The organism is Bradyrhizobium sp. Tv2a-2 (genome assembly GCF_000472425.1).
Taxonomy (GTDB): Bacteria; Pseudomonadota; Alphaproteobacteria; order Rhizobiales; family Xanthobacteraceae; genus Bradyrhizobium.
In genome coordinates this window covers 49,015-67,594 of sequence record NZ_AXAI01000007.1, presented here as the reverse complement: position 1 = coordinate 67,594, position 18,580 = coordinate 49,015, and the positions used below count along the sequence as shown (strand labels likewise).

At 61.4% G+C, this 18,580-nt stretch carries 22 protein-coding genes; 15 read left to right on the top strand and 7 right to left on the bottom strand.

The window, feature by feature from the left end:
• Nucleotides 1-30: 30 nt before the first annotated feature.
• From A3AI_RS42790 to A3AI_RS0115475, 3 genes are all read left to right on the top strand, one after another.
• The gene (locus A3AI_RS42790; RefSeq protein WP_245286897.1) at nt 31-1,446 is read left to right on the top strand and encodes a TIGR03118 family protein; all 1,416 of its coding nucleotides are present in this window, start codon (nt 31-33) and stop codon (nt 1,444-1,446) included.
• A 380-nt stretch (nt 1,447-1,826) separates the two neighbouring features.
• Nucleotides 1,827-3,968, top strand: a complete 2,142-nt coding sequence (locus A3AI_RS0115480; protein WP_024516461.1) for a type I secretion system permease/ATPase — start codon at nt 1,827-1,829, stop codon at nt 3,966-3,968.
• Entirely contained in the window at nt 3,955-5,385 is a 1,431-nt protein-coding gene (locus A3AI_RS0115475; RefSeq protein ID WP_024516460.1) for an HlyD family type I secretion periplasmic adaptor subunit, read from the top strand. Before A3AI_RS0115480 ends, A3AI_RS0115475 begins: the two co-directional genes overlap by 14 nt.
• A 479-nt stretch (nt 5,386-5,864) precedes the next feature.
• Here the strand turns inward: A3AI_RS0115475 and A3AI_RS0115470 are convergent, their stop codons facing one another.
• Nucleotides 5,865-6,350: a nuclear transport factor 2 family protein gene (locus A3AI_RS0115470; RefSeq protein ID WP_024516459.1), complete on the bottom strand. Its 486-nt coding sequence runs from the start codon at nt 6,348-6,350 to the stop codon at nt 5,865-5,867.
• A gap of 98 nt (nt 6,351-6,448) precedes the next feature.
• On the opposite strand from A3AI_RS0115470, the gene A3AI_RS0115465 reads away from it, so the two are divergent.
• The 7 genes from A3AI_RS0115465 (at nt 6,449) to A3AI_RS0115430 (ending at nt 11,273) form a co-directional block, all read left to right on the top strand.
• Nucleotides 6,449-6,907 carry an RrF2 family transcriptional regulator gene (locus tag A3AI_RS0115465; RefSeq protein WP_024516458.1) on the top strand — a complete coding sequence of 153 codons (459 nt, stop codon included), beginning with the start codon at nt 6,449-6,451 and terminating at the stop codon, nt 6,905-6,907.
• A 197-nt stretch (nt 6,908-7,104) separates the two neighbouring features.
• Nucleotides 7,105-8,034, top strand: a complete 930-nt coding sequence (locus tag A3AI_RS0115455) for an NADP-dependent oxidoreductase (RefSeq protein WP_024516457.1) — start codon at nt 7,105-7,107, stop codon at nt 8,032-8,034.
• Between the two features lie 152 nt (nt 8,035-8,186).
• A complete protein-coding gene (locus A3AI_RS0115450; RefSeq protein ID WP_024516456.1) occupies nt 8,187-9,086 on the top strand; it encodes a LysR family transcriptional regulator in 900 nt (299 codons plus the stop codon).
• Nucleotides 9,087-9,228: 142 nt separating this feature from the next.
• Nucleotides 9,229-9,537, top strand: a complete 309-nt coding sequence (locus A3AI_RS0115445) for an antibiotic biosynthesis monooxygenase family protein (protein ID WP_024516455.1) — start codon at nt 9,229-9,231, stop codon at nt 9,535-9,537.
• A 41-nt stretch (nt 9,538-9,578) separates the two neighbouring features.
• Nucleotides 9,579-9,953 carry an EthD domain-containing protein gene (locus tag A3AI_RS0115440; RefSeq protein WP_024516454.1) on the top strand — a complete coding sequence of 125 codons (375 nt, stop codon included), beginning with the start codon at nt 9,579-9,581 and terminating at the stop codon, nt 9,951-9,953.
• A 32-nt stretch (nt 9,954-9,985) separates the two neighbouring features.
• Nucleotides 9,986-10,315: a DHCW motif cupin fold protein gene (locus tag A3AI_RS0115435; RefSeq protein WP_024516453.1), complete on the top strand. Its 330-nt coding sequence runs from the start codon at nt 9,986-9,988 to the stop codon at nt 10,313-10,315.
• A 241-nt stretch (nt 10,316-10,556) separates the two neighbouring features.
• The gene (locus A3AI_RS0115430) at nt 10,557-11,273 is read left to right on the top strand and encodes a biotin--[acetyl-CoA-carboxylase] ligase (RefSeq protein WP_024516452.1); all 717 of its coding nucleotides are present in this window, start codon (nt 10,557-10,559) and stop codon (nt 11,271-11,273) included.
• 331 nt (nt 11,274-11,604) lie between these two features.
• Here A3AI_RS0115430 and A3AI_RS0115425 read toward each other — a convergent pair whose 3' ends face one another.
• On the bottom strand, nt 11,605-12,477 hold the full coding sequence (locus A3AI_RS0115425; RefSeq protein WP_198030122.1) for a zinc-dependent alcohol dehydrogenase family protein: 873 nt from the start codon (nt 12,475-12,477) through the stop codon (nt 11,605-11,607).
• A gap of 473 nt (nt 12,478-12,950) precedes the next feature.
• Nucleotides 12,951-13,577 (bottom strand): TetR/AcrR family transcriptional regulator, encoded by a 627-nt coding sequence (locus A3AI_RS0115420; protein ID WP_024516450.1) that lies wholly within the window; start codon nt 13,575-13,577, stop codon nt 12,951-12,953.
• A 91-nt stretch (nt 13,578-13,668) separates the two neighbouring features.
• Here A3AI_RS0115420 and A3AI_RS0115415 point away from each other — a divergent pair, with 91 nt between their 5' ends.
• On the top strand, nt 13,669-14,445 hold the full coding sequence (locus tag A3AI_RS0115415) for an enoyl-CoA hydratase-related protein (protein ID WP_245286895.1): 777 nt from the start codon (nt 13,669-13,671) through the stop codon (nt 14,443-14,445).
• Between the two features lie 50 nt (nt 14,446-14,495).
• Here A3AI_RS0115415 and A3AI_RS49325 read toward each other — a convergent pair whose 3' ends face one another.
• Nucleotides 14,496-14,795: a hypothetical protein gene (locus A3AI_RS49325; RefSeq protein WP_245286906.1), complete on the bottom strand. Its 300-nt coding sequence runs from the start codon at nt 14,793-14,795 to the stop codon at nt 14,496-14,498.
• Between the two features lie 614 nt (nt 14,796-15,409).
• On the bottom strand, nt 15,410-15,643 hold the full coding sequence (locus A3AI_RS0115400) for a hypothetical protein (RefSeq protein ID WP_024516447.1): 234 nt from the start codon (nt 15,641-15,643) through the stop codon (nt 15,410-15,412).
• A gap of 331 nt (nt 15,644-15,974) precedes the next feature.
• On the opposite strand from A3AI_RS0115400, the gene A3AI_RS0115395 reads away from it, so the two are divergent.
• Nucleotides 15,975-16,199 (top strand): hypothetical protein, encoded by a 225-nt coding sequence (locus tag A3AI_RS0115395; RefSeq protein WP_024516446.1) that lies wholly within the window; start codon nt 15,975-15,977, stop codon nt 16,197-16,199.
• Nucleotides 16,200-16,269: 70 nt separating this feature from the next.
• Here the strand turns inward: A3AI_RS0115395 and A3AI_RS0115390 are convergent, their stop codons facing one another.
• Nucleotides 16,270-16,497, bottom strand: a complete 228-nt coding sequence (locus A3AI_RS0115390) for a hypothetical protein (protein WP_024516445.1) — start codon at nt 16,495-16,497, stop codon at nt 16,270-16,272.
• Between the two features lie 9 nt (nt 16,498-16,506).
• Entirely contained in the window at nt 16,507-16,749 is a 243-nt protein-coding gene (locus A3AI_RS0115385; RefSeq protein WP_024516444.1) for a hypothetical protein, read from the bottom strand.
• Nucleotides 16,750-17,102: 353 nt separating this feature from the next.
• Here A3AI_RS0115385 and A3AI_RS42780 point away from each other — a divergent pair, with 353 nt between their 5' ends.
• From A3AI_RS42780 to cpaB, 3 genes are all read left to right on the top strand, one after another.
• Nucleotides 17,103-17,354, top strand: coding sequence for a hypothetical protein (locus A3AI_RS42780; protein ID WP_024516443.1), 252 nt, complete (start codon nt 17,103-17,105; stop codon nt 17,352-17,354).
• Nucleotides 17,355-17,404: 50 nt separating this feature from the next.
• A complete protein-coding gene (locus A3AI_RS42775; RefSeq protein ID WP_036048486.1) occupies nt 17,405-17,584 on the top strand; it encodes a hypothetical protein in 180 nt (59 codons plus the stop codon).
• 182 nt (nt 17,585-17,766) lie between these two features.
• On the top strand, nt 17,767-18,564 hold the full coding sequence (gene cpaB / locus A3AI_RS0115370) for a Flp pilus assembly protein CpaB (protein ID WP_024516441.1): 798 nt from the start codon (nt 17,767-17,769) through the stop codon (nt 18,562-18,564).
• Nucleotides 18,565-18,580 lie beyond the last annotated feature (16 nt).

Below are 18,580 nucleotides of genomic sequence, written 5' to 3'. Positions count from 1 at the left end.
TATTCTGGCAGCCGAAGCCACGCGACGGCAATGATGGGCAGCGAAAGTCGCCATCGGCGGGCGCTTCAACACTCAGACCCTCTTTTTGGTCCCTTGCAGAGCGAGCGAGTTTGCGCGCGCACGTGCGCGCCAGCGTCAGCAATTAGGGAGGGTGCAATGTCAAGCAACGCATTCAATATCATCGCCGACGCTGCGCACGAAGCGATGGCTTCCATGCGCCGGAAGTTCAGCCAGTCCAACCTGGTGTCCGACGACCAGACGGGACATCTCAACGCGTCGATACAAGACCCGAACCTGATCAATCCTTGGGGCGTCGCGTTCAGCCCGACCGGGCCTTTCTGGGTCAACAACAACCACACCGGCACGGCGACGATCTACGACGTCGATCCGAAGACGAACGCCATCACAGCGGCGCCGCTCATCGTCACCATCGCGCCGCCCCAAGCCGTGCCCGACGTGACAACTGCGAGCCCGACCGGCATCAGTTTCAACACCGATCAGAGCGGTTTCATGCTGAACGGCAAGCCGGCCACGTTCATCATGGACACCGAGGACGGCACCATCTCGGCCTGGAACGGCGGCACGAAGACCACGCTCGAAGTGGACAACTCCGCCGATCCGGCGCACGGCGATGGCTCGCTACCGCCGGAGGATCAGACCGAGGGGATCGGTGCGGTCTACAAAGGCCTGACGATCGGAACACAGAAAGACGGAACTACACTGCTATATGCCACGAATTTTCGGCACGGCACGGTGGACGTCTTCAACGACCAATGGCAGCAGGTGAACAGTCTGACCGACGGCGCCCTGCCGGCCGGCTACGCGCCGTTCAATGCGCAGGTGCTCAACGGCCATCTGTTCGTGAGTTACGCCCTGCAGGACCCTTTCAAGCACGATGACGTGGCCGGTCCCGGCAATGGGTTTGTTGACGAGTTCTCACTCACCGGCAAGCTGATCGCGCGCGTCGCGTCCAACGGCCCGCTCGACTCGCCGTGGGGAATGGCCATCGCACCGGCCGATTTCGGCAAGTTTGCCGGCGACCTGCTGGTTGGCAATTTCGGCGACGGCACGATCAACGCGTTCAACCTGAAGAACGACAAATTCGTCGGCACGCTGGACGGCGTGGATGGCAAGCCGATCACCATCGGCGATCTCTGGGCGTTGACCCCGGGCAATGGCGGTGCGGCGGGATCGAAGGGTGAGATCTTCTTCACCTCGGGCGTGCAAGCGGAGTCGTTTGGCCTGTTCGGCGCCATCGCCCCCGTGCCGGGCCAAAGCAATGCGTTCGAAATGGTCGATGGGAACACCATGAACGTTCAGCAACTCGGGCAGGCGATGGCAAGCTTCGGGGTGCAAAATCCCGGCATGGGCATGACCACGACAAACGAGCCAACATCAACCACCATGACATCCAACTGGCTCGCCCCTCCTGCTGCGCACGGTTGAGTGGCGTGTCCGCCACGCCGATCTTTCAGGCTTCTGGCTGCGCTGTCACGTTGCCGCGCGGCCGAGCTGAGCAGGTTAGTCAACAGCCGACGGGCGCATGCCCGTCGCGGACGCGACCTCATTGGAGGGGATTAGCCTCGCGCGGCTGATTCAGTCCGTCGCGGCCGGCTTCGTTGAGCAGAATGGGATTCTCATCGTTGCAAGTAGTCGGACGGAGACCAACTCGAATGGGGAGACATTTCTGATCCATCCCCATCATTAAAGCATGATCCGGAAAAGTGTGTAGCGGTTTTCCGAAAGATCATGCTCAATCAAACCTAAAGCGCGATGACGATTCAACCAAATCTCATCGCGCTTTAGACGCGATTTTGAGCCTCGTCATGACCGCACATCCGGGCAAGCCGGCTGGCGCCGACGAGGGCCTTGCCGCCCTGGTCATGCTGCTGCGCCTCAACGGCTTCGGTGCCGACCCCGATCAGATCCGTCACCGGTTCGGCGGCGCGACGATCGGCATTCCTGAGATGCTCCGCTGCGCAAAGGAGTTTGGCCTCAAGGCGCGGGCGCGCCGGACCAACTGGTCACGGCTTTCACACACGCCCTTGCCAGCGATCGCAGCCCTGCGCGACGGCGGCTTTCTATTGTTGGGCAAGGCTTCCGACAAACAGGTGCTTGTCCAGCGGCCGCTGTCGCGGGGCCCGCAAATGCTGAGCGAGGAGGAGTGCGAGTTGATCTGGGACGGTCGGCTCGTTCTCATGACGCAACGTGCTGGATTGATGGATCTTTCGCGCCGTTTCGACATTACCTGGTTTCTCGGCGCGATCCGCAAGTACCACAGGCTGCTCGGCGAAGTCTTGCTTGCTTCGCTTTTCCTCCAGCTATTCGCCCTGATCTCTCCGCTGTTCTTCCAGGTCGTGATCGACAAAGTGCTCGTGCATCGCAGTATGAGCACGCTCGACGTCCTCGTCATCGGCCTTGCGGCAATCGCAATCTTCGAGACCGGCCTCGGAATTCTGCGCACATACCTGTTCGCGCATACCGCGAACCGGATCGATGTTGAGCTCGGTGCGCGGCTGTTTCGTCATCTCATGGCGCTACCGATCGCCTATTTCCAGGCCAGGCGCGTTGGCGACTCGGTTGCTCGCGTACGCGAGCTCGAGAACATCCGCAATTTTCTCACCAGCTCCGCCCTTACGCTTGCGATCGACCTCTTCTTCACTGTCGTGTTCGTGGCGGTGATGTTCCTCTATTCCCCGTTCCTGACCTGGATCGTGCTTGCGGCATTTCCGTTCTATATCGGGATCTCAGCCGGAGCGACGCCGATATTCCGGCGTCGTCTCAGTGAAAAATTCCAGCGTGGCGCCGAGAACCAGGCATTTCTTGTCGAGAGCGTGTCGGGCGTCGAGACGCTCAAGGCAAAGGCGGTCGAACCGCAAATGGAACGACGCTGGGAAGAGCTGCTCGCCGCGTATGTTTCGGCGAGCTTCCGCGTCTTGAGCCTTGGCAACACCGCAAGCCAGACCGTGCAACTCGTCAGCAAACTGGCCGGCGCAGCGATCCTCTATTTCGGGGCTAAGCTGGTGATCGATGGCGAACTCACGGTCGGCGAACTGGTCGCTTTCAACATGCTGTCCAGCCGCGTCAGCATGCCCGTGCTCCGCCTCGCCCAGATCTGGCAGGATTTCCATCAGGCGCGGTTGTCGGTGGAGCGGCTGGGCGACATCCTGAACACGCCCGCCGAACCCGCCTACAATCCGACCCGGGCAGCGCTGCCGCCAATCCGCGGCGATATCGGTTTTGAGCACGTCGGCTTCCGCTACCGCATCGACGGTCCGCAGGTTCTGCACGACGTCTCCTTGACCATCCCGGCCGGCCAGGTTGTCGGCATCGTCGGGCCTTCCGGGTCCGGTAAGAGCACGCTCGCCAAGCTCATCCATCGGCTTTACGTGCCCGAGAGCGGCCGCGTGCTTGTCGACGGTGTCGATCTCGCAATGGTCGACACCGCCTGGCTGCGGCGACAGGTCGGCGACGTTCTGCAGGAAGACGTCCTCTTCAATCGCACGGTGCGAGACAACATCGCGCTCGCCGATCCGGCAATGCCGATACCAAAGATCATCGCGGCCGCCACACTTGCCGGCGCCCACGAGTTCATCCTTGAGCTTCCAGAGGGTTACGACACGCTCATCGGCGAACGCGGCAGCACCGTCTCCGGCGGCCAGCGCCAGCGCATCGCGATCGCCCGTGCGCTTGTGACCGATCCGCGAATCCTGATCTTCGACGAGGCGACCAGCGCCCTCGACTATGAGAGTGAACGAATCATCCAGAACAACATGCGCCAGATCGCCAAGGGGCGGACGGTCATCATCATCGCGCATCGACTCTCCACTGTACGCTTAGCCGATCGCATCGTGACGATAGAGCGTGGCCGCATCGTCGAGGATGGTACGCATGACGAGCTGATCAGGAAGGGCGGCCGTTACGCCGCACTTTACCGCCTGCAGGGTGGCCTCCATGAAGTCAGCTGAGAACATGGTGGTGTATCCGGGCGCTCGTGAGCGCAAGGAGCGAGACGAGCTCGCGTTCCTGCCGGCCGCACTTGAGATTATCGAGACGCCTCCATCGCCGATCGGCCGTGCGATCGCGTTGCTCATTATGCTGTTCTTCTGCCTGGCGCTGGCCTGGGCGAGCCTAGGAACCGTCGACATCGTGGCCTCGGCGCCTGGAAAGATTATCCCGAGCGGCCGGACCAAGGTGGTGCAGCCGTTCGAGACCGGCGTCGTGCGCGCGATCCACGTTCGCGACGGACAGCTGGTCCAGGCTGGCGACGCTCTGATCGAGCTCGACCCAACCATGACCGAAGCCGAGCGCGCCCATCTGCGCAGCGATCTCATTGCCGAAAAGCTCAATATCGCACGATTACACGCCGCTGCGGCGGATGGCGCGGACCCGCTCTCCGACTTTAATCCGCCACCCGACGCCGGTCCGGATATCATCTCCACCCAGCGGCAACTCCTGATTGACCAGACCGCCGAGCATCGCGCCAAGCTCGCCGCGCTGGAAGACCAGAAGCGCCAAAAGGAGTCGGAGTGCGCGAGCATCGCGGCCACCATCGAGAAAATCGAAGCTGTGCTCCCGGTCGTTCAGGAACGTACTGAAATTCGCAAGGTTCTATTCGATCATCAGACCGGATCGAAGGTCAACTATCTCGAAGCGCTGCAGGTGCTGATCGAAAACCGGAAGGAGCTCGAGGTACAGAAGAGCCGGTTGCGTGAGGCCGATGCTGCGCTCGCCGCGGCCGCCCAGGCTCGCGCCCAAGCCGAGGGCGAATTTCGTCGCGGCCTCTTCAGTGATCTTGCCGAAGCCGAGCGCAAGGCCGCAGGTCTCGCTCACGATCTCGACAAGGCGAGCGAGCGGACCCGGCTGCAACTGCTTACTGCGCCCGTCGGCGGCGTCGTGCAGCAGCTTGCCGTGCACACCATTGGCGGCGTGGTGACTCCGGCACAGACCCTTCTCGTGCTGGTGCCATTTGAAAGCCATCTTGAGGTCGAGGCCATGGTTTCCAACCGCGACATCGGCTTCGTATCTGCCGGCCAGGACGCGGAGATCAAAGTCGATACCTTCAACTTCACGCGCTATGGGCTCCTGCACGGCCGCGTGCTCAACGTCTCAACCGATGCGATCACGCGCGACCGGCGTGAGGAGGCCACCCGCGACGGCTCGCCAGCGACGGAAAAATCGACCAGCGAACCCAAGGGCCAGGAGCTGGTCTATGCGGCGCGCGTGGCGCTTGACCGCACGCAGATGCAGATCGAGGGCAAGTCCGTTCCGCTTGGGCCGGGCATGGCCGTGACGGTCGAAATCAGGACCGGTACGCGCCGAATCATCAGCTATCTGCTTTCTCCGCTTCTCAAATACCAGCAGGAGAGTCTGCGGGAGAGGTGACACGGAGCGATGAACGGCAGCATAACAATCGTAGCCGCTTTACTGCTCTCCCGGCCGCCAATGCGACGATGGATCACTCGCAGAAATCTTCGTGCGCCGCAGCGCAACCAGATGGGCTCTCCTTATCTGGATAGCCGCGCAGCTCAGAGGAGTACTTTCATCGCATACAGCGATCCAACTTGTGGATTGGCGTCGTTTTCGGCACCCACGATATCGAGCGCGACGGTCTGATGCGTATCGCAGCCGACGCAGTGCACCCTAGCTAGCACATAGTCCTTCTCACCCTTGGTGACGGTTCGATTCCGCTTGCAATGCGCGGGCGAGCGCCGGTTGGTTTTCCAGCCTGTTGTGCAATGAAATCGTCGCGCCCGCGCCTCCCGGTCGCACGGACACGCTATCCAGACGACGCAACGGGGGGCGTCGCGAAATTTCCCGCGCTACTCCATCTCGTAGATCGTGCTGTTGCCCATTGCACCAAGTCATTCGGCCTGAGCGAAGGCCATCGGCAGATCGTGATGGATGCGAAGGCGAGTGATCCGCCAGCCATCAGCAGACTTCTTCAATTCCGGCCGATAGTAGCCTGACTCGATCGGCGTGATGACGCCTTGCGCGCCCTGAGCGCCGGGCGGCCAGCCCGATACGGGCTTCTCCTCGCCCCGCACCGAGAACACGATGAATTGGGCGTCCAGCGTGGCCCGGTCTCCGTTGATCTCGACGATCGCGTCATGGGTCGTGTGATGGCTCCAGGCGCGAGGGGCGTGCGGCGCCATCATATTGCGCACGGCGGCAGCGATCGCCTCGCGTCCTTCGAGAACCCCGAGCATGATCTCGGGCCCGTTCTTGTCGTAAAGGATCTCGACGCGTCCGTCTTCGGTGAACAAGGCGGCCATGGCGTCGGAATCTCGACGATCTGCAGCGCGGACATAACGGGCCATCACCTCGCGCACGGCCAATGCATCTGACATGGTTCATCCTCGACGAAAATGAGACAGTAAGAGTTGTATAATCAGCGATCGCCAAATATGCAACTTTTAAAGTTTCATTTTTCAGCTAAGATGGGCGCATGAACGATGTCCGCTTTCCAACCGCACTCCAGGCGATGCTCAGCCTTGCTCTGGCGCACGCGAGCGGCGTTGCGCGACTCAGTTCGGCCAAGCTTGCCGCCGGCACGGGCACGCATCCGACGCTCATGCGCCGCCTGCTTCGAGACCTGGTGGACGCAGGCCTCCTGGTCGCCAGCAAGGGCCGTGACGGTGGCGTGGCTCTGGCCCGCCCCGCGGTCAAGATCACGCTGGCTGACATCCATGCCGCGGCGACAGGCGACAAGGGATTGTGGCGGCCGCGCGAGGACATCCCGCATCGCTGCGTCGTCAGCACTCATATGACGGAATATTTCGAGAAGGTGGACGCGGAGGCCACTGCAGCCGCCCGCGCGGCCCTGCGACGCCGAAGCCTGGCCGATGCTCTTGCCGACATTCGAAAAATGGACCGTGCCCCCGGCATCCGCGTCATCGACCGGTAATTCCGACCGAGCGAGCGCACCAACCAATCTGATGGACATGGCTATGCCGAAGATTTGGATCGTAACGAAAAACTCGCGTGGCCTTGGCCGAGCCGCCGGGCGACGGCCCTCGCGAAGCTTCCCTTGACCTGCTGCTCGATCACGTTCCTGCAGATCCCGCCCAATTTACCGATCATGCTGCCAGAGGAGGCACACGGATGAAGGCAATCATCTATCGTCGATATGGCGGCCCCGAGGTCTTGGAATATGCCGACATCCCCGATCCCAAGCTGGGTCAGAACGATGTGCTGATTGCTGTCAGGGCCGCAGCGCTAAATCCGGCAGACATCGCCTTGCAGGCCGGCTTGGGCGACAGTTTCATGGATGTCTGGTTTCCCGTCGTTCCGGGGTGGGATGTTGCTGGTGTCGTCGCCGCCGTCGGTGCTGGCATCAGTGAATTCGCGCCCGGCGACGAGGTCATGAGCTATATCCGGCAGGACATCCTTCACAGCGGGGCGTTCGCAGAGCTTGTCAGCACCGACGTCTCAAATGTGGCCCTCAAGCCAAAAACGAGTTCCTGGGTGGAGGCCGCCGGCCTACCCCTGGCTGGGCTGACAGCATCGCGAGCTGTTGACGTCATCCTGAAAGTTAAAGCCGGTGAAACCCTGTTGTTGCACGGCGCAGCGGGCGGTGTTGGCGTCATCGCCGCGCAATTGGCAAAACTACGCGGAGCAAGGGTCATCGGCTCATGTTCCGAAGGCAATCGATCAATCTTGAACGAGCTAGGCATCGAACCCGTGGATTATGGTCGCGCGTTGGGCGAGCAGGTCCGCGCGATCGCGCCGGACGGCGTAGATGTTGTCCTCGACTGCGTCGGCCGCGACGCTCTCGCAACCAGCACCGGCCTGGTGAGATCCGAAACGCGAGTGGGCACTATTGCCCCGGGCGATGCGGCGGACGTGAAGATGATATTCGTGCGTCAGGATATCGTCATGTTGAACCAGCTCGCCACACTGGTCGATCAAGCAGCACTGCGCATCCCAATCGCCGCCATCTATCCTCTGTCAGAGGCGGCCGAAGCGCAGCAAGCGCTTGGCCGGCGACACGGCCCTGGGAAAATTGTGTTGGAGCTTGAGCGCAACGGCTAGGGCAGCGAGGCGCGCCATGCTCCGAAATCTGCCCGACCTCGCAAACGGGATAGCAGGTCAGTCTCGCGCTTGGAGGAACGCACTCCGTGCTGATGACTTCTTCGTAGCATTCCGATTTGCGCCTATGGCGCTATTGTCTATAAATATTTCGCATGAATATTCAGGATATCGAGGCGTTTGTCGCGGTTGCTGAAACGGGCTCTGTGAGCCGTGCGGCCGCACGGCTCAATCTCACCCAGCCCGCGACAACCCGACGCATCCAGAGTTTCGAGGCGGCGGTCGGAGACGGACTCCTGTTCGATCGCACTGTGAAGCCGGCTGTTCTGACCGCGCTTGGCAACCACGTTCTCGAGCGTTGCAGGCGCGTGCTCACTGCCGTGGCGGAACTGGAAGCCTGTACGGCAAACGCGGCCGATCCCACCGGCGAACTGAAGATCGGAGTTGCCCACGGCCTGGGCGAGATGGTTCTCACGACGCCCCTCGAGGCGCTACGAGTGCACTACGCGCGCATCCGGCTCCAGATCAGTTCAAACTGGAGCACAGGCCTCATTGAGGAGGTGCGGAGCGGAGCGATCGATTGCGCCATCGGCCTGCTAACCGACGACCATTCGATCCCGGCGGGGCTGCAGCGGATTGCGCTTGGAGCCGAGCAAATCGTCGTCGTTTCGGCGTCGCGCCGCCCCACGAAAGGTAATGGCAGTCCATGGCGGCTGCGCGATCTGGCCGAAGAGGACTGGTTTCTCAATCCAACCGGATGCGGCTGTCGCGCGGCACTGATGCGCGCGTTCGATCGTCAGCAACTCCCCATGCGCATCGCCGCTGAAATCTTCGGCGAGGATCTCCAGCTCTCCCTTCTGTCCAGGAGCGGCGGCCTGTCGCTGGTCCCGCGTCGCCTGTTCGAGCACAGCCAGCATCGCGAGGGGCGGCAAATCCTTTCTGTGGTCGACTTCAACATAGCCGCAACGGTGACCCTGATCCGCAGCACCATGCCAAGCCGCTTCGATTCCGCTGTGGATCGGCTCGTGATCGCGTTGAGAGCGAAGCTCGGCTGAATCCTGGACGCGGCATAATCATTATATGAATAATGCATTTGATTTATAACAACTGAACGCTCATCCTGTTGCGGAGCTACCGAACGCGCGATTGACCGCCACAGGCAGTCACTCGCCTCTTTTTTCAGAGGGATCCGCTGCAATGATCGTTGGTGTATTTCGCAACCGCCTGGTTCCCGGCGCTCAGGATGAATATGGCCCGATGGCCAGACAGATGAGCGAATTGGTGCGGAGCATCCCCGGCCACATTTCCCACAAGCTGTTTGTCGCTGAAGATGGCGAGCGCGTGACGATCGTGGAGTTCGAGTCCGAAGAGGCGCTTCACGAATGGAAAGTCCACCCGGAGCACCTGAAAGCCAAGAAGCTCGGTTTCACGAAGTTTTTCAGCACCTTCAAATATCAGATATGCGAGGTCACTCACGCCCGCGCATGGGAAAGCAAAGGCCATTGAATGGCCCAGACGTCAGCAGCGCCGAAGTACGGAGTGATGGCATGAAGGTCATCTACTGTTTGAAGCGGCTCCCGAGCCTGACGCCCGACCAATTTCTCAAATATTGGTTCGAGGTGCACGGACCGCTTGTACGTGCACATCAGAGCGTCTTGCGCATCGTGCGATATATCCAGGTCCACACGGATCGTGGGCCGTTCCTCGAAAAGCTGCGCAGCTACCGCGGTTCGCCCGAACCCTATGACGGGGTGGCGGAGATTTGGTACGAGAGCCGGGAAGCGCTGGAAACATTGGGACGTGATCCGGCCGCGCGGGCCGCTAGCCGGCTGCTGTATGAGGACGAACAGCGCTTCGTCGATTCAGCGCGATCGCCGATATGGTTTGGCGAAGAGCACAGCGTGATCGGGAAGCTCGGATGATCGAATGCGCCCTTGAGTTAAAGGACCTTCACATGAAAATGCACGGCATCCCCTTCGGCACCACCGACTGGAGCGCGATCCCGCCGACCGAGCACGCTGGCACGATCGGCAGGGCGATCTGGCGGACGCAGACTTTCGGCGACATACGCGTCCGCATCGTGGAATACACGCCCGGCTATCTGGCCGATCACTGGTGCGAGAAAGGCCATATTCTGCTGTGCCTCGATGGCCGCCTCGATACCGAGCTCAAGGACGGCCGCAAGTTCGTGCTGACGCCGGGCGTAAGCTACCAGGTCGCCGACGGGGCCGAGCCGCATCGCTCCTCGACCGATATCGGGGCAAAGCTGTTCATCGTGGATTAAACCTTCACTGCATTCCCGGGCGCGTGTCGAGGCAAGATGCTCGCTTCATCCTTGCATGGAGGAGGGGCTGCAGCATGGCGGGGCTGCCGTTCGCCTGTCATGTTTGCGGTGGGTCTTCCGAGGAAGATCTGCGTCTCGAGGCCTCGACGACGACGCGAACAACAGCCTCCTGGCCGGATTGACTCGAGCGCCTGTGATGCCCCATTTTCACGGCTCTCGACTTATGGAAGGAAGTCGAAGTTTGGATCTCATTATCCTCGACGAGGTCGACAGCACCAACGACGAGGCTCGCCGGATGATCAGTGCGGGGCGCGTACCGGCCTTTGCTGTCGCAGCCAGACGGCAGACCGCCGGTCGGGGCCGGCGTCAACGGGTTTGGATTGCTCCGGCTGGAAATCTGTCACTGACCATTGCGGCACCTTGGAGACCGGGACGGACTGACGGCTCGACTGTCGCACTCGTTACGGGGCTTGCTGTGCAGCGCACGATCGCAGCAGTCGTCGGGGAACGTGCGAAAGTTGCGATCAAGTGGCCCAACGATGTCCTGGTGGACGGGGCCAAAATTTCAGGCACCCTCATCGAGGCAAGCGAAGCAACGTTGCTCGTCGGAACCGGCATCAACATCGCAAGCCGGCCGGAGGGCGTGTCTTATCCCACGGCTTGCTTGCAGGATGTGGTCGTTGGGCCGATTGATGTGTCTGTGCTTGCAAACGCTCTCATTTCCCATTGGGGCCCGCTGTATGAAGCGTGGCAGACGCATGGTTTCGCGCCGTTGCAGCAGATCTACAACGCGTCGCTGCAGCTCATCGGACAGCCAACGCGCATCTCGCTCGACCGCGACAAGCGCGAATGGACGAGTGGCATCTGCCGCGGCGTCGACCCAACTGGATATTTGATTCTAGAGGACGAGGTTGGCCGACGCGTCGCTCATGCGGCCGGCGATGTCGAGCCGGCCTAAAGCATGATCCGGAAAAGTGTGTAGCGGTTTTCCGAAAAGATCATGCTCAATCAAAGACCTAAAGCGCGATGACGTTTCAACCAGATCTCATCGCGATTTAGGCATCGAATGTCTGGTCGCCGCGCCGGTACGGGTGATTTCGTCAAGGTCGCGCTCGAGCATTTCCGTTTCTGATTGAATCAGAACCGAAGCTCTGGATTCTTGTTTTGACGCGTTTTCTTCACGCGAACCGGTGTCCACTTCGCTCGAAAACGCGCTCGCCGTGCTGATCGTCCGAGCAGCTCGACGGGCGTATCCCGCGCTTGACGCAGGGCATTGAATTAGGCCGCCGCTATAAGCGCAGGATGATTTTGCCGTGGCGACCTGACTGTGCATTGTGGGCGACCCCAGTCCGGAACTCTTCGAGGGGATAGTGAGCGGCAACCACCGAAGCCGCTCGGCCTGAGCGGATGTCGGCGAACACCTGGGCCATAGCGGCCCTCAGCCGTTCCCGCGGCACCGAGTGAACCCAATCACGCAGTCGGAACAGCTTCACGCTGGCCTGTGTGCCCTCCAGTAGTGCGCTTGTGAGCGGCACCCCCGAAAACAAACCATAGTGCACGAACGGACGACCCGGCTGGATCGATGCGGCTAGTCGGGCGCCACAGATTCCTCCCACGGCATCAAATCCAGCGTCCAGAACCGGGAGGTCAGTGCCCTCCAAGACAACATCAGCAACGGCTTCGCTATGCAACGCGGCGAGCGCAGAGGACGAGCGCACTATCGCCAGAGGACGAGCACCGGCCGCGGAGAGCATTCGTATAAGCATTCGGCCAATTTGGGAGGCTGCAGCCGTTATGCCGACGAGATCGCCATGTTGCGGATTGAGTGCCTCGACCAACAGGCGGGCAGTAAGAGGGTTGACGTAGGCCAATGCCGCCTGCTCGTCGGTGATGTCGGACGGCACTTCGATGCACCAATCGGCTGGTGCCGCCTTAAAGGTTTGCCAGTTGCCGGCTGAACCCAACGGCAGCACACGGCGGCAGATGAGCGCCCGATCGACGTGTTCGCCGACCGCGAAGATCTCGCCGACCCCATCGAAGCCAGGCACGAACGGGATGTTCGTGCGATGGCGATAGGCGCCCGTCACCGGAATGAGGTCTGAGGGATTGATGCCGCTGGCCAACATGCGAACAAGTACGGCGTCCTGTTCCAGGACCGGCACTTGTGCTGGCTCATAAACAAGGACCTCCTCTGAAGGTCCGAACCGATGTGCCACGACTCGGAACGCGTTCGAGCTCATGGCACTCATAGTGGCTTCATAGCCGGTGATCGCTCCGCCCAAAAGGCATGTGGCAATGAATTAGTAGAGACGCGCCAGATCATAATCTTCGTCCCAATTGTGCGTCGTCATTGCCGTTCTTACTACGCTCTTTCGAATTTCCCTTCACCTGAACATTCGGTCGGTACGACCATCGTTGAGCCGAGCCTTCAAATGGATCACCGGTGCCCGAATTCACTGGCAGAACATTTCAACCGAGGCCAAGATATTCACAGCGCGTAGTGCCGTAGCGAGGCGAGGCCCGGCCTGTGGTGCAACAAATTCAGCATGACGAGGTCGACAGCACGCTCTTCGAGGCACGTAGGCGAATCTGCTTCACTACATTCCCGCGCGCGTGTCGAGGCAAGGTGTCGGCTTCATCCTTCTTTGGCTCTTCGGGGCCGCGCTGGAGCCTCGGTCGAGCGCTGCTGCCGCAAAGCAGTTCTCAGAAGCGTGACCGCTGCGTCGCCTGCGGCCTCCATATAAGACGGGTCACGGTGGAGCAGCGTCACCGCAAAGGAGCCATCCAGCAGCAGCATGATCTGCCGGGCGAGCGGCAGGCCATCCCGAACTCCCTCACCCTCGATCATGCCACGAATCCAGCTTTCAAACCGTTTCTTGTGCGCAGCACCCACTTTGATAGCGGGGTGACCGGGCATATGCGCGAGTTCCGCTGTCGTGCGAAGAAAGCCGCATCCTCTCCATTTTGGGTGGCGCGCGGAGCCCGCGAGATGGATGAAAATGCCCCGGACCTTCTCGGCGAGTCCGCCCTCGGTCTCGTCGAACCAACGTTGGAAAAGGGAGAGATTCGGTTGGTCTCGGCCGTAGAGATAGGCAGCGACGAGATCGTCCTTGCTGCGGAAGTGATAGTAGAGCGTCCGCTTGGTGACCCCGGCCTTCTCGGCAACAGCGTCCATGCTGACGCGACCGATACCCTCGCCGTAAAACAGCTTGCTTGCAGCGGCGATGATGCGCTCTCGCGTGGGAGCCGAGTTGCGTGTCATGTATACCGACCAGTGAATATACAAACTGCCTAGCAGATCCTATCCTTGGGGTCTACGCTAGCGTGCCAGGGAGCAAGCCGTGTCCGCGATCTTGAAGTTCGAGACAAAAAATGCCGTGGCGGTGCTGACGTTGAACCGCCCGGAAAAGCTGAACGCGCTGAACAACGACCTGCTGAACGCGATCTGCGACACGCTGGACCGGATCGAACTGGACCCGGCGCTGCGTGCCGTCGTCATCACGGGGGCTGGGCGAGCCTTTAGCGCCGGAGCCGACATCACGGCCTTTCAACGCCACATGCAAGCGGGTCCGGTCGAGGCGGTCACGCACTTCATGCGCCCAGGGCATCGCATGACCAGGCGGGTCGAGAATTTCTCCAAGCCGGTTATTGCTGCTGTGAACGGTCTTGCCTTCGGCGGCGGTTGCGAGTTGGTCGAGGCCTGTCACATAGCGCTCGCGGCGGAAGGAGCCCGGTTCTCAAAGGCCGAGATCAACATCGGCATTATCCCGACTTTTGGTGGCACGCAGCGCTTGCCGCGCAACATCGGGCGAAAGGCTGCGCTGGAATTGATTCTCTCGGGGCGAGAGTTCGACGCGGCCGAAGCCGCCCGGCTTGGGCTGGTTAACCGTGTGGTGCCCGCGTCCGACATTCTCGAAGCCGCGCATGTGCTTGCTTCGGATCTGACCAGCAAACCACCCCACGCGATCGCGGCAGCACTGACAGCCGTGCATCGCGGCATGGATGCGTCGATCGACGACGGGCTGGCGATCGAGGAAGCGGCATTTGCCCGCATAGTGTCGACCTACGACGCCAACGAAGGCGTGGCGGCTTTCGTGGAGAAGCGCCCGCCTGCGTTTCTCGGCCGGTAGCAAGCGCCAACATTGCGCGCGATGACGATTCAACTAAATCTCATCGCGCTTCAGGCCTGCAGCCCGGCAAACAAGCCCTCGCGCCGCGGCAGCCACCAGCGCGTGTCCACCAGCTGTTGTTGTGGCTCCGGATCTTCTTCGTCGGCGGTTTCGATCGGATCGCAGTGAGCTTCGAGATCGCGCTGAGATTCAAGTTCTCGGATCGCCAGACGCTCCCACTCCTCGGCTTGCTGCAGCAGAGACAGTCTTTGAACGGGGCGAAAGGCTGCGGTCTGGCGGCACAATGAGGCGATGGCGCGGTATCGGCGCACATTTTCCAGCACTGCGTCGTCCAATAGGGCTTGTTGCAAGACAGCTTCGACACTCACGACGGCATCCCTCTTCAATTCCAGGCGCGACTTTGCGCTGGCCGGTTTTTCCAAATCGTTAGCGGGCGCGGCAACGACGGGTAATGGTTTCCGAGCCATTGCAGAGGCTGGTCCGCCGCTTGTAAGCGCCCTGGAGCAGCGCGCTCTCATGACAATTTTGCTGAACCGCAAGACTGGGAATGTGGCTGTGCCCAGCACAGGAAAGAACATGCCGGGACTATTCATCGAGGTGAAGCCGATCAAGCCGAGGCGCGGCGAGCAGGGACGGTACCGATCGTCGTCGATGGACAATTATCCGTCCAAGCCGGACGAGATCGAATTGCGAGTTCACGTTCGGAAAAATGACGCTTCCGTGCGCTTCTGGATGCGCTTGGGGCCAGCGGAAAAATATCGTTCGTGGTCGAGTGTCCAAAATACAGGACGGCGGAGCCCCTTTCGCTGCTCAATGCGCGAAAATTCATCAGACGCGGCAAGGATTCGATCATCGACGACTGCGACGCCAGCAGTTGGTGCGCGCCCCGTGAGGACCGCCTGATCGTGTCATCGTAATGCCAGACGTCGTGGACATTGCGCGTGCGCGGATTGCGAAGAGAGCTTTACGCCGCGGCGATCATTCCGCCATAGGACGAGCCCTGCGGCTGCAGTCCAAAGGCAGGGCTGTCATGGCCCCTGAAATAGGACTCGAGCTCGGCCACCGCGCGATGCTCCCATTCCTCGGCCTGGCCCAACAGCGATCCCCGTTGCAGGGGACGGAAGGCCGCGGTCTGGCGAAACAGCGAAGCGATGGTGCGATAGCGGCGTACATTTTCCAGGACGGCGTTTCCGTTCATCTGCTTGGACTCCCCGATCCTCAAACACTTCCCAATGCTTAACGCTTCGCAAGCGTCATCCGGTCAATTGCGACTTTCGCCGCAACGCTTTGCCAATTGGTTAGCGGGCGGAGGAGAAACGATGGATGGTTTGCGAACTCTTGCTTTGCATTCGCCAGGCGCCGGCACGCCAATGGCGGCGGATTTCGAGCCGTGCCGGCCCCGGCGTCGGATCGGCTCGGTTAAGAGCACGCTAACACGACACTTAAATTGCGGTGGCGCGGCTGATCCGAAGCTTAAAATTCCAGCTGTATGAAAGTCGCAGGGGATTTCAAGCAGGCGGGGGCCTCAAATGAACATCGAAATCGTGGCAGTGAGCGGACTTGTGTTTGCGGCGGCGTCACTCGGGCGCCTGGCCTATGAACGCCAGATGGACGTTCTGCACGGACCTTACATCGAAGGCCGCAGCAAGGAGCCTGTGCTACGCATCATCGCAAAGCCGCTGTCGCCGATCGTCGATCGCCTGCGCTTCAAGCTGCGCGGCATGGTCTATCTGGCTGCCATCGTAGGGTGCTGATCGGCCGCGCCCGCGGGGTGGGGTCGAGCGCGGGCGAAACGCACCAGCTTGGCGAACCACAGCTACGGATCTATTCGAGCGCCGCCAGGCCGGTCTCGGTAAGCGCTGGCACGTCGTCATGCATCTCGACCATGCCCATCTCGATCAGCAATTGCAGATCGGTTTCGGCGAGCGGCAGGAATTTGGTCCGGCCGGCGAGGATATCGCGCAGCGTCCAGCGCAGAGCAATAGAGCGCTCGAGCGCCAGGTGGTCGAGCGGATTGTAGCGAGCGGCGACGGTAGCGTCGAAGTCTGACATCAACGATCCTCAAACAGTGGCGGCGAGACGCAGGCGCGCACTGACTTCCCGCAATTTGGCACGCCGTGGGTCCGGCGGGGCAAACAGTCTCTCGAACTCGGCGGGATCGACCGCGTTACCATCCGGGTCGGTCACGACGACGTCCCAGCCGACCCTTGCCCACACGCGTGCCTTGGCCGCTGCGATCAAGAGGCTTTCCCGCTCCGAGCGCAGCACCTCATCGCCTCTGGTGGCGACAATCTTGTATGGCATCGTTGCTCCAGCGATTGCTATCCGGTCACTATGGAACCCACGATGTTTGGCTCTAATTTGCCTCGAAAGTGACAGTTCGAAGGCGATGCGTCGACCTGGCCCGATCGGCCGGTACCCGAGATAGCGATTGCATGCAGACTGATTTGCCCATGCGAGGAGCGAAGCGAAGTAATGACGGAGTGCGCTGTTTGCAATTTATCCGGAATATCCCCAGGTCGTCCCGGCCTACGCTGGACGACGATTGGCAGGTGCGCGCGGCACTGCCCCCGCAAATCAAATCAAATTTGCCGCTTTCCAGTAAGCCGATGGCACGAGGGCGCGGCTAACAATCCTTGATCCCAAGGAGTCACCTGATGCTGCGAGACCTACCCGACCACGGCCTGCCCCTTGTCCAGCTCAAGGAGCAGCGTCGCGAGCTGATCGTCGCCCTTCAGAACCGGACCGGGCCGGTCAGCGGCTGGGAGCTGATGCAGATCGCCGCGATCCAGCAGGCGATCTCGGCCTTCGAGGATGTCATCGCCGATCTCGACGCCGAGACCGAGAGCGTGTCGCAGACGCCAATGCTCAACAGCATGTACCGTCTGCACATCGCGCCCGCCGAGTGAACGACCAGAGCCAAGCCAACGAACGCGGCCCACGGAGCATCATGCGAGCAATGAACAGAACTGCCAAGCCAGACCAAACCCAGGGCGCGCGGCGGCCGACACCCCAACCGCTCAGGACCAATCGCACCACCGAGCGCGCACGCACCGCGGAGCCGAACCGGATCGATCATCCGTCGCGGGCCGCCTCGCCGACGCGCCACCATGAGCCGGCACGGCGCGAATACGAATAGCGGACCATCCGGAAATCTCCGGAGGCCGCCGCAACGCTTTGTTCACCATCCGAACAGAGCCGCAGGAACCGGGCGGCAAATCCGCCCCCATCCCAACCATGCTTATACCATTGCTGCCTAATCGTGCTTGCGGGATGCCGGTTCCCTCCTGTCCTCCGGCGCGTGGCAAACAGTAAAAGCGTATGAACACCGCACGTATCGTCGTCCTGGCCATCGCTCTCGGCGCCGGTGGCGTCGCGGCCTATCTCGCCAGCGGCGCCGACAACGGCAGGCCGCCGCCGCCCGCACCGGTCGCCCAACTCCCGACCGTCGAGGTGCTGGTCGCGAAAAACGACATCAATCTCGGCCAGAGGGTGAAGCCCGAGGATCTGCAATGGCAGGTCTGGCCGGCTTCGACCGCCAGCAACAGCTTCATTCGCAAGGGCGACCGTCCCGACGCTACCAAAGAGCTCACCGGCGCGATCGCGCGCACCGCCATGATGGCGGGCGAGCCGATCCGCGAGCAGAAGCTCGTCAAGGCCGACGGCTCGGGCTTCATGGCGGCAATCCTGCCATCGGGCATGCGCGCCGTCTCGACCGAGATTTCGGCCGAGACCGGCGCCGGCGGCTTCATCCTGCCGAACGATCGCGTCGACGTGCTGCTCACGCGGCGTTTCAAGAATCCCGACCCGCGCGGCAGCATGCCGGACATCATCCAGACCGAGATCGTGCTCCACAATGTGCGCGTGCTCGCGATCGACCAGGCACCGAAGGAGAAGGACGGCCAGAACGCGGTGCTCGGCAAGACCGTGACGCTGGAATTGAAACCCGAGCAGAACGTTGTGCTGGTGAGCGCGCGCCAGGCCGGCACGCTGTCGCTGGCATTGCGCAGCATCGCCGACACCGATGCAGTGGAAGTGGTCGAGGCCGCAAGGACGTATCGCCAGGATGTGCAGATCGTCCGACACGGGATGCCAAGCGAATCTACGGCACAGAAGTGACCGAAAGGAAAGCAAG